Source organism: Streptococcus oralis subsp. tigurinus, from assembly GCF_002356415.1.
Classification (GTDB): Bacteria; Bacillota; Bacilli; order Lactobacillales; family Streptococcaceae; genus Streptococcus; species Streptococcus oralis_F.
In genome coordinates this window covers 1019940-1037321 of the sequence record NZ_AP018338.1, presented here as the reverse complement: position 1 = coordinate 1037321, position 17382 = coordinate 1019940, and the positions used below count along the sequence as shown (strand labels likewise).

The following is a 17382-nucleotide window of genomic DNA, read 5'->3' as shown; positions in this document are numbered from 1 at the left end:
AAAATGACAGAAATGCTTAAAGGAATCGCAGCATCTGACGGTGTTGCAGTTGCAAAAGCATATCTACTCGTTCAACCGGATTTGTCATTTGAGACTATTACAGTCGAAGATACAAACGCAGAAGAAGCTCGCCTTGATGCCGCTCTAAAAGCATCACAAGACGAGCTTTCTGTTATTCGTGAGAAAGCAGTAGGTACGCTTGGTGAAGAAGCTGCTCAAGTTTTTGACGCTCACTTAATGGTTCTTGCTGACCCAGAAATGATCAGCCAAATCAAGGAGACAATCCGTGCGAAGAAAGTGAATGCAGAAGCAGGTCTGAAAGAAGTGACAGACATGTTTATCACTATCTTTGAAGGCATGGAAGACAACCCATACATGCAAGAACGTGCAGCGGATATCCGCGACGTGACAAAACGTGTATTGGCAAATCTCCTTGGTAAAAAATTGCCGAACCCAGCTTCTATCAATGAAGAAGTGATCGTGATTGCGCATGACTTGACTCCTTCAGATACAGCTCAATTGGACAAAAACTTTGTAAAAGCTTTTGTAACCAACATTGGTGGACGTACAAGCCACTCAGCTATCATGGCGCGTACACTTGAAATTGCGGCAGTATTGGGTACAAACAACATCACTGAAATTGTTAAAGATGGTGATATCCTTGCTGTTAACGGTATCACTGGTGAAGTGATTATCAACCCAACTGATGAGCAAGCGGCAGAATTCAAGGCTGCTGGTGAAGCTTATGCGAAGCAAAAAGCTGAATGGGCACTTTTGAAAGATGCTCAAACAGTGACTGCTGATGGTAAACACTTTGAATTGGCTGCTAATATCGGTACTCCAAAAGACGTTGAAGGTGTCAATGCCAACGGTGCCGAAGCTGTTGGTCTTTACCGTACAGAGTTCTTGTACATGGATTCTCAAGACTTCCCAACAGAAGACGAGCAGTATGAAGCTTACAAGGCTGTACTTGAAGGAATGAACGGTAAACCTGTTGTTGTTCGTACAATGGATATCGGTGGAGATAAGGAACTTCCTTACTTCGATATGCCTCACGAAATGAACCCATTCCTTGGATTCCGTGCCCTTCGTATCTCTATTTCTGAAACTGGAGATGCAATGTTCCGTACACAAATCCGTGCTCTTCTTCGTGCGTCTGTTCACGGTCAATTGCGTATCATGTTCCCAATGGTTGCGCTTTTGAAAGAATTCCGTGCAGCGAAAGCAGTCTTTGACGAAGAAAAAGCAAATCTTCTTGCTGAAGGTGTTGCAGTTGCGGATGATATCCAAGTTGGTATTATGATTGAGATCCCTGCAGCAGCCATGCTTGCAGACCAATTTGCAAAAGAAGTTGACTTCTTCTCAATTGGTACAAACGACTTGATCCAATACACAATGGCAGCAGACCGTATGAACGAACAAGTTTCATACCTTTACCAACCATACAACCCATCAATCCTACGCTTGATCAACAATGTGATCAAGGCAGCTCACACTGAAGGTAAATGGGCTGGTATGTGTGGTGAGATGGCTGGTGACCAAAAAGCTGTTCCACTTCTTGTCGGAATGGGCTTGGATGAGTTCTCTATGTCAGCAACATCAGTCCTTCGTACACGTAGTTTGATGAAGAAATTGGATACTGCTAAGATGGAAGAGTACGCTAACCGTGCCCTTACAGAATGCTCAACAATGGAAGAAGTTCTTGAACTTCAAAAAGAATACGTTAATTTTGATTAATCGAAAAGTCCTTGCAACTCAGTTGCAGGGATTTTTTGTTTTTTTTAGTTGGAGAAATGAGAGTTAGACTTCATAGTTCGTATCTGAAATAATTATTAAAAAGTAAAAAAATAGTAAAAGTTACTTAACCGGTTCATAAAATCCTTGACAAGGTAGAAATTTTAGAGTAAACTGTTAACCAGTTAAGTAATAGAAAGGAGTTTCTGCAATTTAGAAATGAATTGCAACTAGAAATATCAAAAAGAAAGAGAGTTTCAATGAAAATTAATAAGAAATACCTTGCTTGTTCTGCGGCAGCCCTGATTTTAAGTGTTTGTTCTTACGAGTTGGGACTGTATCAAGCTAGAACGGTCAAGGAAAATAACCGTGTGTCTTATGTTGATGGAAAACAAACAGCGCAAAAAACGGAGGATCTCACTCCTGATGAGGTCAGTAAAAAAGAAGGCATCAATGCCGAACAAATCGTCATCAAGATAACTGACCAGGGATATGTCACTTCACACGGCGATCACTATCATTATTACAATGGTAAGGTTCCTTATGACGCTATCATCAGTGAAGAGTTGCTGATGAAGGATCCAAACTATACACTAAAAGATGAAGATATTGTTAGTGAAATCAAGGGTGGTTATGTTATCAAGGTGGACGGAAAATACTATGTCTACCTTAAGGATGCGGCCCATGCGGATAATGTCCGTACAAAAGAAGAAATTAATCGACAAAAACAAGAGCATAGTCAGCATCGTGAAGGAGGAACTTCAGCAAATGATGGTGCGGTAGCCTTGGCACGTTCACAAGGACGCTACACCACAGATGATGGTTACATCTTTAATGCCTCTGATATCATTGAAGATACAGGTGATGCTTACATTGTTCCTCATGGCGACCATTACCATTATATTCCTAAAAGTGAGTTATCAGCCAGCGAATTGGCTGCCGCAGAAGCCTTCCTATCTGGTAGAAGTGGTCAATCAAACACGCCTACTTATCGCCGTACCAATAACAACAGTGCTAGTTACGATGTAGATAGATGGACCCCATCCTATAATAATCAAGGTAGTGGCTATACGAACACGAATACGGCTAACAACGGTAGCGACGATAGCCAAGCAAGTCAAAGTGATGACATTGATAGTCTCTTGAAAGAACTTTATGCCTTGCCACTCAGCCAACGACATGTGGAATCTGATGGCCTCGTTTTCGACCCAGCACAGATTACAAGTCGAACAGCTAGAGGAGTTGCTGTGCCTCATGGGAATCATTACCATTTCATCCCTTATTCACAGATGTCTGAATTGGAAGAACGAATCGCTCGTATTATTCCTCTTCAGTACAGTTCGGACCATAGGGTGCCAGATTCAAGACCAGAACAACCAAGTCCACAACCGACTCCGGAACCTAGTCCAAGCCCGCAACCTGCACCAACTCCTCAACCAACTCCTCAACCAACTCCAAGCAATCCAATTGATGAAAAATTAGTTAAACAGGTGATTCGAAAAGTAGATGATGGTTATGTATTTGAGGAGAATGGAACATCTCGTTATATTCCTGCCAAGGAATTATCAGCTGAAACTACTGCAGCTATTGATAGTAAACTAGACAAGCAAGAAAGTTTGTCTCATAAGCTCGGAGCTAAGAAAACCAATCTCCCATCTGGTGATCGAGGATTTTACAATAAGGCTTATGATTTACTAGCAAGAATTCATCAGGACTTACTTGATAATAAAGGTCGACAAGTTGATTTTGAGGCTTTGGATAAACTGTTGGAACGTCTCAATGATGTCTCAAGTGATAAAGTCAAGTTAGTGGATGATATTCTTGCCTTCTTAGCACCGATTCGTCATCCAGAACGTTTAGGAAAACCAAATGCGCAACTTGCCTACACTGATGATGAGATTCAAGTAGCCAAGTTGGCGGGCAAGTATACAACAGAAGACGGTTATATCTTTGATCCTCGTGATATCACCAGTGATGAGGGGGATGCCTATGTAACTCCGCATATGACCCACAGTCATTGGATTAAGAAAGATAGTTTGTCTGAAGCTGAAAGAGCAGCAGCCAAGGCTTATGCTAAAGAGAAAGGTTTGACACCTCCTTCAACAGATCACCAAGGTTCAGGAAATACTGAGGCTAAGGGAGCAGAAGCTATCTACAATCGAGTAAAAGCAGCTAAGAAGGTGCCACTTGATCGTATGCCTTACAATCTCCAACATACTGTGGAAGTCAAAAATGGAAGTTTGATTATACCTCATTACGACCATTACCATAACATCAAATTTGAGTGGTTTGACGAAGGTCTTTATGAGGCTCCTAAGGGCTATACTTTAGAGGATCTCTTTGCGACTGTGAAGTACTATGTCGAACATCCAAACGAACGTCCGCATTCAGATAGTGGTTGGGGAAATGCAAGTGACCATGTTCAAAGAAACCAAAATGGTCAAGCTGATAACAATCATACGGAAAAACCATCAGTAGAGAAACCTCGGACAGAAAAACCTGAGGAAGAAAAACCTCAGAGTGAGAAACCAGAGTCTCCAAAACCAACTGAGGAGCCAGAAAAAGAATCGCCAGAGGAATCAGAAGAACCTCAGGTTGATACTGAAAAGGTTGAAGAAAAACTGAGAGAGGCTGAAGATTTACTTGGAAAAATCCAAGATCCAATTATCAAGTCTAATGCCAAAGAAACTCTCACGGGATTAAAGAATAACTTGCTATTTGGCGCCCAAGACAACAATACTATTATGGCAGAAGCTGAAAAATTATTGGCTTTGTTAAGGGAGAGTAAGTAGTCGTAGCAACATTTTCTAACTCCTAAAAACAGGATAGGAGAGCTAGAAAAGATAAAATCGAAAAATGAGAGCAGAATGTGAGTTCTAGTTCTCATTTTTTCATGAAAATGTGCAAAATAACTTGACATATAATGTAAATAAAGATAAACTATTTACTAGTTAATTAAATGGTTAAATACTAGTTAAGGAGTAATGATGAAAAAAAGAACATTTCTATTATTAATGGCAGGTCTGTTGGTTCTTGTCTTAGGAGCATGTAGCCAAAAAGAAAAACAAGAAGCAAAAGGAATGAAGATTGTAACAAGTTTTTACCCAATCTATGCCATGGTCAAAGAGGTATCAGGTGACTTGAATGACGTACGGATGATTCAGTCAAGTAGTGGGATTCACTCCTTTGAACCGTCAGCAAATGACATTGCTGCCATTTATGATGCGGATGTTTTTGTCTACCATTCTCATACGCTCGAATCTTGGGCTGGAAGTCTAGATCCTAACTTGAAAAATTCAAAAGTTAAGGTTTTAGAAGCGTCTGAAGGGATGACCTTGGAGCGTGTACCAGGTTTGGAAGATGTAGAAGCTGGTGACGGTATTGATGAAAAAACACTTTACGACCCGCACACTTGGTTAGATCCTGAAAAAGCAGGCGAAGAAGCACAGATTATTGCGGACAAACTTTCAGAGGTTGATAGTGAGCACAAAGAAACTTACCAAAAAAATGCTCAAGCCTTTATCAAAAAAGCTCAGGAATTGACTAAGAAATTCCAGCCTATTTTTGAAAAAGCGAGTCAAAAGACCTTTGTTACGCAACACACAGCCTTTTCTTACATGGCTAAACGTTTTGGATTGAAACAACTTGGAATTGCTGGTATTTCTCCAGAACAAGAGCCGAGTCCGAGACAGTTGACAGAAATCCAAGAATTTGTAAAAACCTATAAGGTCAAAACCATCTTTACTGAGAGCAATGCTTCCTCTAAAGTTGCTGAAACCTTGATCAAATCAACAGGAGTTAGTCTGAAAACACTGAATCCTTTGGAAGCAGACCCCAAAAATGACAAAACTTACTTAGAAAATCTAGAAGAAAATATAAATGTTCTTGCAGAAGAATTGAAATGAGGAAATTATGAAAATTAAGAAAAAGTATCTTGCGGCGGGATCGGCTTTAGTCCTTTCCCTAAGTCTTTGCATCTATGCGCTGAATCAACACCAGGTAGAAGAAAAAAAAGATACAAATCGTGTATCTTATGTTGATGGTAAACAAGACTCTCAAAAAACAGAGACTCAGACACCAGATCAAGTTAGCAAAAAAGAAGATATTCAGGCAGAACAAATTGTCGTGAAAATTACAGATCAAGGTTATGTGACTTCACACGGTGATCATTTCCATTATTACAATGGGAAAGTTCCTTTTGATGCGATTTTCAGTGAAGAACTTTTGATGAAGGATCCAAACTACCAACTTAAGGATGGAGATATTGTCAATGAAGTCAAGGGAGGGTATATCATCAAGGTAGATGGAAAATATTATGTCTACCTGAAAGATGCAGCTCATGCTGATAATGTTCGAACTAAGGATGAAATCAACCGTCAAAAACAAGAACATGTCAAAGATAATGAGAAGGTCAACTCTAATGTTGCTGTAGCAAGGTCTCAGGGACGCTATACAACAGATGATGGTTATGTCTTTAACGCTTCAGATATCATTAAAGACACAGGTGATGGTTATATAGTACCACATGGTGGTCACTATCATTTCATTCCTAAGAGCGACTTGTCGGCAGGTGAATTAGCAGCTGCAAAAGCATATTTATCAGGGAATACTACAGCTCTCAGTCAACCTTTGTCAGTGACACCGAATAATGGTGTTACCGCAGCAGATGATGGTTATGTCTTTAATCCTAATGACATTGTCAGAGATACAGGTGATGCTTATATAGTAAGACATGGTGACCACTATCATTATATTCCTAAGTCATCTCTAAACAATCCTCCATCACACTCTAACACGGAAGAGGGAGGAAGTTCTTCTAGTTCTGTATTAAGTAATCCGTCACCACATGTCCACCACGAGGAAGAAGATGGTCATGGTTTCGATGCCAATCGAATTATAAGTGAAGATTCAGAAGGTTTTGTCATGACTCATGGCGACCACAATCATTACTTCTTTAAGAAAGATTTGACGGCAGAACAAATCAAGGCGGCACAAGATCATTTGAAAGGTGTAAGAACAGGAACACCAACTCCATCTCATGATGACGATCATGATGAAGATGCACATGGTCATCACCATGACGAACATGGTCATGATTTTGATGCCAATCGAATTATCAGTGAAGATGCGGTAGGCTTTGTCATGTCACATGGCAACCACAATCATTACTTCTTTAAAAAAGATTTGACACCAGAACAAATCAAGGCGGCGCAAGATCATTTGAAAGGTGCAAGCTCAGCAACACCAAGTCCAGCCCATGATGACGATGATGATCATGATGAAGATGCACATGGTCATCACCATGAAGACCATGATCATGGTTTTGATGCCAATCGCGTTATCAGTGAGGATGCGGCAGGATTTATCATGAGTCACGGTGACCACAATCATTATTTCTTCAAGAAGGACTTGACAGCTGAACAAATTAAGGCCGCACAAGACCATCTGAAAAGTAAAACGCCATCAGTACCAAGTCCAGCCCGTGATGAACACGATAAAAATAATCATGGCCACAAACATGATGAAGACCATGGTCACGGTTTTGATGCCAATCGTGTCATCAGTGAGGATGAGCAAGGCTTTGTCATGAGTCATGGTGACCACAATCATTACTTCTTTAAGAAAGATTTGACAGCAGAGCAGATTAAGTTGGCCCAAGATCATTTGAAAAACCATCATGATGCAGAGCCTGTAAAACCTCTTGCTAAAACGGTAGAGTCTTTCTCAAGAGATGCTAGCGATGAAGAAAAAATTGCTTATATTTCTAAGACCTATGGAGTTCCACTTGAAGCTATTAGAATTTCAAACGGATTCTTTGTCTTTGGAAATCCAGACCAAGCCTACGATCCAACTCATATCCATCCATATGCTGTTCGTAAAGAACACGTTCGGATTCCTCTTCAAACTGGCAATCCAGAACTTGATTTCCTAAATGAACTCTATACCACTGCTTTGCGAGATGGGGTATCTCCTTATAGCTTGCAGGTAGAAAATGGTAGTTTTGTGATTCCTCATGGCGACCACAATCACTACATCAAGGTTCAAACGAAGGGATATGAAGTGGCTTTGAAAAACAAAATTCCAGCCCTACAATCCAACTATCAACCTGGAGCTTTTGATGAGAAAGCAGTCTTGGCGAAAGTAGATCAACTTCTAGCTGATAGCAGAAGTATCTACAAAGACAAGCCTATTGAACAAAGACAGATTGAGTTAGCTTTAGGTCAGTTTACTGAAAACATGAAGAAACTGGCAACTAACTCTACAGCAGGTTATCTTGCAACACTGGATCTCTTTGATAAGCAATATATCCATATTGATGAAAGTGTTAAACCAGTTGAAACAAGTGCTTTAGATAAGAAATATCAGGCCTTGATTGATAAAATCAATACCTTGGATACAGAGTCTTATGGCCTTCCTAAGAAAGACCTTCTCGTTCGACTCCAAGAAGCTAAATTGGCTAAAGATGAGGCTGCTTTAGTGGCGGTTGAATCACAACTTCAAGCTCTTCAAGACTTTAATGATCGAACAGGTGTTACAACAGTGGAATACATCAAGTATTTCTACGAACACGTAAATGATGGTCGTTTGAGTGATGAACTTCGAAACAAAGTCGCTCAGTTGACTTGGACCTTGTATCAATCTCAATCCTTCCTTAAGGCAGCGGAATTGAACAAATTATTCCCAAGCATCTATCAAACAAAACAAGAAGTAGAAGAAGCTTTGAAAGCTCAGCCAACAACAGCGAAATCAACGAAAACAGTTCTAGATACTGAAAAAGTCGATAACCAAACTGCCAAGACAGCTATTTATGCCTTCTTGAAAGAATTGTACGGAGACTTTATGCCTGAAGAACATGTCAACCATGTTAGCAAGGAAGAAGTAGAAAGTCTTTTGGGCAAGGCAAATCAACTCTTGGAACAAATCCAAGAAGAAGGAATCAGACAATCCTTGGCAGAAGAAGTAGAAAATCTCAAAGCTGCTACAAATAAGGCTGATGCAGACTTGGATGAAGTAAACAGTCAGGTAAAAGATGTCTTGACTCGTATCGCTAGCGCCCTTCAACAAGAGAAAGAAAATGCTGAGCAAGATCCTCAGACACTTGTACTCTATCAAAAACTCTACGATATTCTCATGTCGCTTCATGCTTATTTAGAAAACAATAAGGGTTCTGATGCTGACTTTGATAAGGTGGATGCATTACTAGATCAACTTTCTGCTAAGAGTAAAGATAAAGCTGCTTTACTTGAATTGACAAAAGCTATTCTGGTCTTGAATCAAGAAATCAAGTCAAAATCAAGCGCAAGTGAAAAAGCAACTCCAGCAACAAATGCTGAAGCAAATGGTGAGAACACAAGTTCCAAAACTGAAACATCAGCAGCTGCAGAATCTAACAGTGAAACAGTAAGCGACGAAAACAAACCAAGCAACACAAGTGATTCTAAACATGCTGAATCAACTTCAGAAAAGGAAACAATAGAATCTACAACAAGTGCTGACAATCAAGAAAAACCAGCAGAATAAACAGAAAGGCGAAGTAGCTGAGCTACCTCGTCTTTTTTAGTCTTTATAAGCTACGATACCAATGATGGTATCAACTGCACGTTCCATAGTTTGAAGGCTAACGTACTCAAAACGTCCGTGCATATTTTCTCCACCCGCAAAGATATTTGGAGTTGGGATTCCCATAAAGGAAATCTTAGAGCCGTCTGTTCCTCCACGAATTGGTTCAATAATAGGCGTGATGCCTAAATCTTCCATAATAGCTTTAGCAATGGTAACAGGCGTCATGTCTTTCTCAATGACTTCCTTCATATTGTAGTACTGGTCTGTCAAGTTTAGAGTGACACGGTCGCTACCAAGTTCTTGATTCATCTTATCAGCGATAGACTGCATGGCTGCTTTACGCGCTTCAAAGGCATCTTTTTCAAAATCACGAATGATGTAGCTTGCACGCGCCTCCTCGACACTACCTGTCACATCCATAAGATGATAGAAACCTTGGTAACCATCTGTCAGCTCTGGCCGGTCATTCTCAGGAAGTTGATTATGAAAATCGATCGCCATCTGAAGGGCATTGACCATCTGTCCTTTGGCAGTACCAGGGTGGACATTACGTCCTTGGAAATGAAGCTCAGCACCAGCTGCTGAAAAAGTCTCGTACTGCAGTTCTCCTAGCGGACCACCATCAACAGTATAGGCAAAGTCCACATCAAAATCTTCTGCGTCAAATTTATTGGCACCAACACCGATTTCTTCATCTGGACCAAAACCAACTCGAATTTCACAATGCTTGATTTCAGGATGAGCAGTCAAGTATTCGATAGCGGTCATAATCTCAGCAATTCCAGATTTGTCATCAGCGCCCAGCAAGGTCGTTCCGTCAGTTGTGATAAGCGTTTGGCCTAGATATTTTTCAAGACTCTTGAAGTCAGCAGGATCGAGTCTGAAACCAGAAGTACCTAAGTCGATGACTCCGCCATCATAGTCTTCGATAACTTGCGGTTTTACGCCTTCAGCATTAAAATCAGCAGTATCCATGTGAGAGATGAAACCAATCTTACGGGTCAAACTTGGATCATTGGCAGGCAGTGTTCCGATAGCAAAACCATTTGGTAAGTAGTAAACATTTTGCAATCCAACACGTTTCATTTCAGGGATAAGAACATTGGTTGCGAAGTCAACCTGACTCTGCGTACTTGGAGTAGTAGTAGAGTGTTCATCAGAGCGCGTGTTGACCTTAACGTAGGTTAAGAAACGGTCCAAGAGATTTGGATAAGTCATAAAAAACTCCTTTTGAATTCATTTTTTCCATTGTATCATAGAAAGAAGAGAAAAACAAAAGCCAGAAGTTAGGGGAATATACAATGTTAGCGTTTACTAATCAACGAATTAATGGTAAAATAAACTTGATAAAAATATCACAAGGAAGCGATTATGAAAAAAGCAATTTTAATGATGACTTTCGGTTCGCCAGAAAGAGATTACTTTTGAAGGTGTGGCTGTTTTTTCACAAATATTCGTCGTGGAGTGAGACCTCGAAACCACGAAATTCAAACTCTCTACGATAATTATGTACGAATTGGTGGCACGCCTCCGCAAAAAATTACCCGTCAAGAGGTTGCATTGGTAGAAGCTAGGCTGGGGAATGAGTATAGTGTTTATTTTGCTAATAAGTTTTCCAAACCCTTTATTCCAGATGTGATTGGTCAGATGGAAGTAGACGGAATCGAGCAGTGTATTTGCTTGATTTTGGAGCCCCATTATTCTTTCTACTCTGTCATGGGTTATGAGAAATTTTTAGAAAGCAAGCAAATTCAGTTTTTGGTCATTAAGGACTGGTATCAGGAAGAAGCGCTCTTAAACTATTGGGCAGATGAAATTGCTAAGATTTTAAAAGAAGAAGTGAAGCAGGATAGTTTTAAAGTCATCTTTTCAGCCCACAGTGTACCCATTTTTGCCTTGGATTTTGGTGACCCATATATCGACCAAATTTTTGAAAATAGCAAGTTAGTTGCTGCAAAACTGAGTTTGAGTTCCGAGCAATATACCAACACTTGGCAGAGTGAGAGTGATATCGGGATTCCATGGATTAAGACAGATGTATTAGAATATCTCAGAGAACAGACAGAGCATCCAGACCATTATATTTTTGTACCTATTAGTTTTATCAGTGAGCACATTGAAGTCTTGTTTGATAATGTGTGGAATGTTATGAGCTATGTCAGGAATTGGGGGTGCATTACCATCGTCCACCTAAACCCAATACGGATAGTCGTTTAATTGACGCCTTAGTTGCTACTGTAAGAGCCAATGAAGACAAAGGATTTAAAGCTTTTCTTCCAGAAGAAGAAACTTTTGATGAGTTAGCGCTTTCAGCAACTACCAAGGACATCATGAAAGAGACAGACGACCTTCAGATGCCAGAATTTGTGAAAAAGCTCATTGAGAAAAAAGGCCGTGAAAATGTGAAGATGCCATACTTGATTAAGAAAATGCTGGAAAAGGCTGGTAAGTTACCAAAAGAGTAAAGAAAAAAAGGATTTAGCTTTATACTAAATCCTTTATTTGTCTTATTTTTTCTCAAGAAGAGCTTTGATTTCTTGAAGTACTTCCAACTCAGTTGGACCAGCTGGAGCTTCCTCAGCAACTTCTTCTTTTTTAGTAAGGCTTTGAGCTTTTTCCATAGCTTTAATAACGAAGAAGAGAACAGTACCAACTACAAGGAAGTTGATAATAGCACTCAAGAATTTACCATATGTAACACCATTCCATGCAAGCTCAGCGATGTTTTGTACTTTCGCAGCTTCCAAGGCTGGGTTCAATAGAAGTGGAGTGATGATATCATTAACAAATGAAGTAACGATAGCACCAAATGCAGAGGCAATGATCACACCGACAGCAAGGTCAACGACATTACCACGAAGCAAGAATTCTTTAAGATCCTTTAACATTTTCATAAATTCCTTTCCTAATTTTCTGACTTATTATATCCTGAAACCGAACGAATTGCAAGATTAATGTTTTAGAGATGAATTGCCCTTTTTAAAAATGTAAATTTTACTGAGAATATAGTTTAAAATAATGATCAATATCTGAGCCAAGATAGTCTCAATAGTATTAACCCTATCTATATTTTGTTCAACAAACTGACCAATAATATTAGGATAAGATGTAACGAAGATATATGTTAAAAGAACGTCCAGTCCAAGAGTAGACAGACGAGCTAAGAAAAATTTAGCCAGACGGATTGCCCAATTCTTTCTCTCTTGTTTAAAGACAAAAGTATCATTAGTGATAAAGGCAAAAAGAATACCGATAATATTAGCGACTGCGGTTGCTAGGATTTCCTGACGGTTGATATGGTAGATAGCTAAACGTGATAAAATAGATACTAAAGTAGTAGTACCACCAAAAAATAAGTAGGAGAGAAGCTCGTTATCAAAAAAAGCTTTTATTTGATTTTTCATGATTTTAGTATAGCATAAAGTCATATAATGTGCTATACTAGTAAGGTTGGTTCACTCAACCCTTGGTGCTTAGCTTCTTTCACCAAGCGTATTTTACGCGGGAAACCGCCAAAGGAGAAAATATGAAAAATTTAACTGTTCGTGACATGGCAGATATTGCTATTGTTGCTGCTATTTATGTGGTTTTGACTATTACACCACCAATCAATGTTCTTAGTTTTGGGGCGTATCAGTTCCGTATTTCAGAAATGTTGAATTTCTTGGCATTTTACAATCCAAAATACATCATTGGTGTGACAATTGGATGTATGATTGCTAATTTATTTAGTAGTTTTGGCCTAATAGATGTCTTTGTCGGCGGGGGATCTACTCTAGTTTTCCTTAGTCTAGGTGTATGGCTCTTTAGCAAGTACAAGAAAGACTATTTGTTCAATGGTTTAATTCGAAAAGATCATTTCTTCTTTTCAATCCTCTTCTCTATTTCAATGGTTACCATTGCAGCAGAACTTCATATCTTGACGGAAGCTCCCTTCTTCTTCACATGGTTCTCTACAGGAATTGGAGAGTTTGCATCGCTTATCGTAGGTGCGATTTTGATCAATAAACTGGGACAGCGAATTGACCTTACAAAATAAGAAGTTTATAGGCTAGATTCTTGCAGGATCTAGCTTTTTCCATTCTATAAAATTAAAAGAGAGCGCTTGACAAGAACATAGAACTATAGTATACTTTTCAGGTAAGCTGATTTAGCTCAGTTGGCAGAGCGCATCCATGGTAAGGATGAGGTCGCCGGTTCAATCCCGGCAATTAGCATGGTATAAAATGAAATAACCTTGGGAAGCCAAGGTTTTTCTTATACAACAAGGAGAATGAACCCCAAAATTTGTTTGTTGACAAAAGTGATTCTCTTTAGTAGAATAGTAGATGCGATGAGTCGATAGGTAGTCTTCGGACTGCTATTGAGCATAAGGAGGTCATAACACAGGAGTGGACCTTGATGAGTTGTGTGAACCTGCTCATCACATGAAGATGCCTCTTAGTCCCTAGTCAATGACTAGGGATTTTTAGTTTTCAGAAAATATAGTCTAAAAATACTTTTCAATTTCTGTAAAAAGTAGTATAATACATCTATTATAGAAATTTTTAGAAAATTCCGAAAGAGGTTATTTATGGGATATACAGTTGCTGTAGTCGGCGCGACAGGTGCTGTCGGAGCTCAGATGATAAAAATGTTGGAAGAATCAACACTTCCAATCGATAAAATCCGTTACCTTGCTTCTGCACGTTCAGCAGGCAAGACTTTGAAATTTAAAGACCAAGATATTACGATTGAAGAAACAACTGAGACAGCTTTTGAGGGTGTTGATATTGCACTCTTCTCAGCAGGTGGTTCGACATCAGCTAAGTATGCACCATACGCAGTTCAAGCTGGTGCGGTAGTAGTGGATAATACATCTTATTTCCGTCAAAATCCAGATGTACCATTGGTTGTCCCAGAGGTCAATGCCCATGCACTTGATGCCCACAACGGAATCATTGCCTGCCCTAACTGTTCAACAATCCAAATGATGGTGGCTCTTGAGCCGGTCCGCCAAAAATGGGGCTTGGACCGCATCATCGTTTCAACTTACCAAGCAGTCTCTGGTGCTGGTATGGGTGCGATTCTTGAAACACAACGTGAACTTCGTGAAGTCTTGAATGATGGTGTGAATCCACGTGATTTGCATGCGGAAATCTTGCCTTCAGGTGGTGACAAGAAACACTACCCTATCGCCTTTAACGCTCTTCCACAAATCGATGTCTTCACTGACAATGATTACACTTACGAAGAGATGAAGATGACTAAGGAAACTAAGAAAATCATGGAAGATGATAGCATCTCAGTATCTGCAACATGTGTGCGTATTCCAGTCTTGTCAGCTCACTCTGAGTCAGTTTATATTGAAACAAAAGAAGTGGCTCCAATCGAAGAAGTCAAAGCAGCCATCGCAGCCTTTCCAGGTGCTGTTCTTGAGGATGACGTAGCGCACCAAATCTATCCTCAAGCCGTCAATGCAGTGGGTTCGCGTGATACTTTTGTTGGTCGTATCCGTAAGGATTTGGATGCTGAAAAAGGAATCCACATGTGGGTTGTTTCAGATAACCTTCTCAAAGGTGCTGCCTGGAACTCAGTTCAGATTGCAGAAACGCTTCACGAACGTGGATTGGTTCGTCCAACAGCTGAGTTGAAATTTGAATTAAAATAGTCATATCGTTTAGGAGTTCAGATGAACTCCTTCTTTGAAATAGAGAGGTGTTTCTCATGTCTTATCAAGATTTAAAAGAGTGTAAAATCATCACGGCCTTTATTACCCCTTTCCATGAGGATGGTTCCATTAACTTTGATGCTATCCCAGCCTTGATCGAGCATTTATTGGCCCATCATACAGATGGAATTCTTCTAGCTGGAACGACTGCTGAGAGTCCAACTTTGACCCACGATGAGGAGTTGGAACTCTTTGCGGCTGTACAAAAGATTGTCAATGGGCGCGTTCCTTTGATTGCGGGTGTAGGTACCAATGATACCCGAGACTCGATCGAGTTTGTCAAAGAAGTAGCAGACTTTGGTGGTTTTGCAGCTGGGCTTGCTATTGTGCCTTACTATAATAAACCTTCTCAAGAAGGCATGTACCAGCACTTTAAGGCCATTGCAGATGCTTCTGACCTACCAATTATTATCTATAACATTCCAGGCCGTGTGGTTGTCGAATTAACTCCTGAGACCATGCTTCGTTTGGCTGACCATCCTAATATCATCGGTGTTAAAGAATGTACCAGCTTGGCAAATATGGCTTACTTGATCGAGCATAAGCCAGAGGAATTCTTGATTTATACAGGTGAGGACGGAGATGCCTTCCATGCTATGAACTTGGGTGCAGATGGTGTGATCTCTGTTGCCTCTCATACAAATGGGGATGAAATGCATGAGATGTTTACTGCCATTGCAGAAAGCGATATGAAGAAAGCTGCAGCTATTCAGCGTCAGTTCATTCCTAAGGTCAACGCCCTCTTCTCTTATCCAAGCCCTGCTCCAGTTAAGGCTGTTCTCAACTACATGGGATTTGAAGCTGGACCAACTCGTCTACCTCTTGTTCCAGCGCCAGAAGAAGATGCCAAACGCATTATCAAAGTCGTCGTAGATGGCGACTACGAAGCAACTAAGGCAACTGTAACAGGTGTCTTAAGACCAGATTACTAATAACGACAATAAAATCCATGACCGCAAGAACGATCATGGATTTCTTATTTTCCTAAACAGAATTGGCTAAAGAGTTGGGTAATGAGTTCATCTGGAGCCGCATCACCCGTGATTTCTCCAAGGATTTCCCAAGTACGGGTCAAGTCAACTTGAAGCAAATCAACTGGCATCCCCAGTTCAAGACCTTCATTAACAGCTTGCAAGCTTTCAACAGCCTTTTCAATCAAGGAAATGTGACGGGCATTTGACAAGTAAGTAGCATCTTGCTCAACCAAACCAGCATTTTCAAAGAAGAGGTTGTTGATACGTTCTTCAATTTTATCAATGTTTTGATTTTTAAGAACTGAAATACGAATGACATCTTCAGGAAGTTCTGAAGTTTCAATCGCTTCTGGCAGGTCTGTTTTATTGAGAAGAATAATGCGATTAGTGTCCTGACTGATTTCTAGGAGTTGTCTGTCTTGGGCTGTTAGTGGTTCGCTAGCGTTTAAGACAAGAAGTACCAAGTCAGCTTCCTTGAGGGCTTTCTTGGAGCGTTCAACCCCGATTTGTTCCACAACATCATCTGTTTCCCGAATTCCAGCTGTATCAATCAATTTGAGAGGTACACCATTGATGTTGACGTATTCTTCGATGACATCTCGTGTAGTACCAGCGATATCCGTCACGATAGCCTTATCTTCACGCAAGAGGTTGTTGAGAAGGCTGGATTTTCCAACGTTGGGACGGCCGATGATAGCTGTTGAAATACCCTCACGAAGGATTTTACCACGGCGAGCTGTTTTAAGGAGATTGGTCAAGAGTTGTTCAAACTCCTTAGTTTTCTCACGAACAACAGCAGTAGTAGCTTCCTCAACATCGTCGTACTCAGGATAGTCAATATTGACCTCAACTTGGGCAAGTGTATTGAGGATTTCTTGGCGAGTATTGTTAATGAGGTCAGAAAGGGAACCATCTAGTTGTTTGACCGCAATGTTCATAGCTTTATCTGTCTTGGCACGAATGATGTCCATCACCGCCTCAGCCTGAGTCAAGTCCACACGTCCATTTAGAAAGGCGCGCTTGGTAAATTCACCAGGTTCTGCCAACCGAGCTCCTTCACGAATAGCTAGCTGGAGAATTTCATTGGTCACCGCAATCCCACCGTGAGTGTTAATCTCGATAATATCCTCACGAGTGAAGGTCTTTGGAGACTTCATAGCTCCAACCATAACTTCGTCCATGACCTTCCCTGTCTGCGGGTCAATAATGTGACCGTAGTTGAGGGTATGGCTGGCAACCTTACTCAAGTCTTTTCCTTTGAAAATTTTTTGCGCAATGGCAAAACTGTCAGTTCCGCTCAAGCGGACAATACCAATGGCTCCTTCACCTAGTGGAGTAGAGATAGCAGCGATGGTATCAAATTCACGTGTAATCATACTAATTCCTTTTGTATTTCTTTTC

General features: G+C 40.4%; 11 protein-coding genes, 1 tRNA gene, 1 pseudogene and 1 riboswitch. Of the genes and pseudogenes, 9 read left to right on the top strand and 4 right to left on the bottom strand.

Annotation, left to right across the window (positions count from 1 at the left end):
- The first annotated feature begins 3 nt into the window (after nucleotides 1-3).
- The 4 genes from ptsP (at nucleotide 4) to STO1_RS05230 (ending at nucleotide 9255) form a co-directional block, all read left to right on the top strand.
- Nucleotides 4-1737, top strand: a complete 1734-nt coding sequence (gene ptsP / locus STO1_RS05245) for a phosphoenolpyruvate--protein phosphotransferase (RefSeq protein WP_096422297.1) — start codon at nucleotides 4-6, stop codon at nucleotides 1735-1737.
- 257 nt (nucleotides 1738-1994) lie between these two features.
- The gene (locus tag STO1_RS05240) at nucleotides 1995-4526 is read left to right on the top strand and encodes a pneumococcal-type histidine triad protein (RefSeq protein WP_096422295.1); all 2532 of its coding nucleotides are present in this window, start codon (nucleotides 1995-1997) and stop codon (nucleotides 4524-4526) included.
- Between the two features lie 195 nt (nucleotides 4527-4721).
- Nucleotides 4722-5639 carry a metal ABC transporter substrate-binding protein gene (locus STO1_RS05235; RefSeq protein WP_096422293.1) on the top strand — a complete coding sequence of 306 codons (918 nt, stop codon included), beginning with the start codon at nucleotides 4722-4724 and terminating at the stop codon, nucleotides 5637-5639.
- Between the two features lie 7 nt (nucleotides 5640-5646).
- On the top strand, nucleotides 5647-9255 hold the full coding sequence (locus STO1_RS05230) for a pneumococcal-type histidine triad protein (protein WP_096422291.1): 3609 nt from the start codon (nucleotides 5647-5649) through the stop codon (nucleotides 9253-9255).
- 36 nt (nucleotides 9256-9291) lie between these two features.
- On the opposite strand, the gene pepT is transcribed toward STO1_RS05230, so the two are convergent.
- On the bottom strand, nucleotides 9292-10515 hold the full coding sequence (gene pepT, locus STO1_RS05225; protein WP_096422289.1) for a peptidase T: 1224 nt from the start codon (nucleotides 10513-10515) through the stop codon (nucleotides 9292-9294).
- Between the two features lie 153 nt (nucleotides 10516-10668).
- Here pepT and hemH point away from each other — a divergent pair.
- Nucleotides 10669-11762: pseudogene (hemH, locus tag STO1_RS05220) on the top strand (ferrochelatase).
- 42 nt (nucleotides 11763-11804) lie between these two features.
- Here hemH and mscL read toward each other — a convergent pair.
- Together mscL and STO1_RS05210 are read right to left on the bottom strand one after the other, a co-directional pair.
- Complete coding sequence (gene mscL, locus STO1_RS05215; RefSeq protein ID WP_096422287.1) at nucleotides 11805-12185, bottom strand: large conductance mechanosensitive channel protein MscL; 381 nt, start codon at nucleotides 12183-12185, stop codon at nucleotides 11805-11807.
- A 63-nt stretch (nucleotides 12186-12248) separates the two neighbouring features.
- Complete coding sequence (locus STO1_RS05210) at nucleotides 12249-12701, bottom strand: GtrA family protein (RefSeq protein WP_096422994.1); 453 nt, start codon at nucleotides 12699-12701, stop codon at nucleotides 12249-12251.
- Nucleotides 12702-12729: 28 nt separating this feature from the next.
- A riboswitch (PreQ1 riboswitch) is annotated at nucleotides 12730-12826 on the top strand.
- Between STO1_RS05210 and STO1_RS05205 the strand changes: the two genes are divergently transcribed.
- The 4 genes from STO1_RS05205 to dapA all read left to right on the top strand — a co-directional run bounded on the left by STO1_RS05205 (nucleotide 12824) and on the right by dapA (nucleotide 15939).
- Nucleotides 12824-13336, top strand: a complete 513-nt coding sequence (locus STO1_RS05205; RefSeq protein ID WP_096422285.1) for a QueT transporter family protein — start codon at nucleotides 12824-12826, stop codon at nucleotides 13334-13336. (Overlaps the previous riboswitch by 3 nt.)
- A gap of 105 nt (nucleotides 13337-13441) precedes the next feature.
- Nucleotides 13442-13514 (top strand) — tRNA-Thr (locus tag STO1_RS05200).
- A gap of 356 nt (nucleotides 13515-13870) precedes the next feature.
- Complete coding sequence (locus STO1_RS05195; protein WP_084875251.1) at nucleotides 13871-14947, top strand: aspartate-semialdehyde dehydrogenase; 1077 nt, start codon at nucleotides 13871-13873, stop codon at nucleotides 14945-14947.
- Between the two features lie 56 nt (nucleotides 14948-15003).
- Nucleotides 15004-15939, top strand: a complete 936-nt coding sequence (gene dapA / locus STO1_RS05190) for a 4-hydroxy-tetrahydrodipicolinate synthase (protein ID WP_007521849.1) — start codon at nucleotides 15004-15006, stop codon at nucleotides 15937-15939.
- A gap of 44 nt (nucleotides 15940-15983) precedes the next feature.
- Here the strand turns inward: dapA and mnmE are convergent, their stop codons facing one another.
- A complete protein-coding gene (gene mnmE / locus STO1_RS05185; protein ID WP_096422283.1) occupies nucleotides 15984-17357 on the bottom strand; it encodes a tRNA uridine-5-carboxymethylaminomethyl(34) synthesis GTPase MnmE in 1374 nt (457 codons plus the stop codon).
- Nucleotides 17358-17382: the final 25 nt, after the last annotated feature.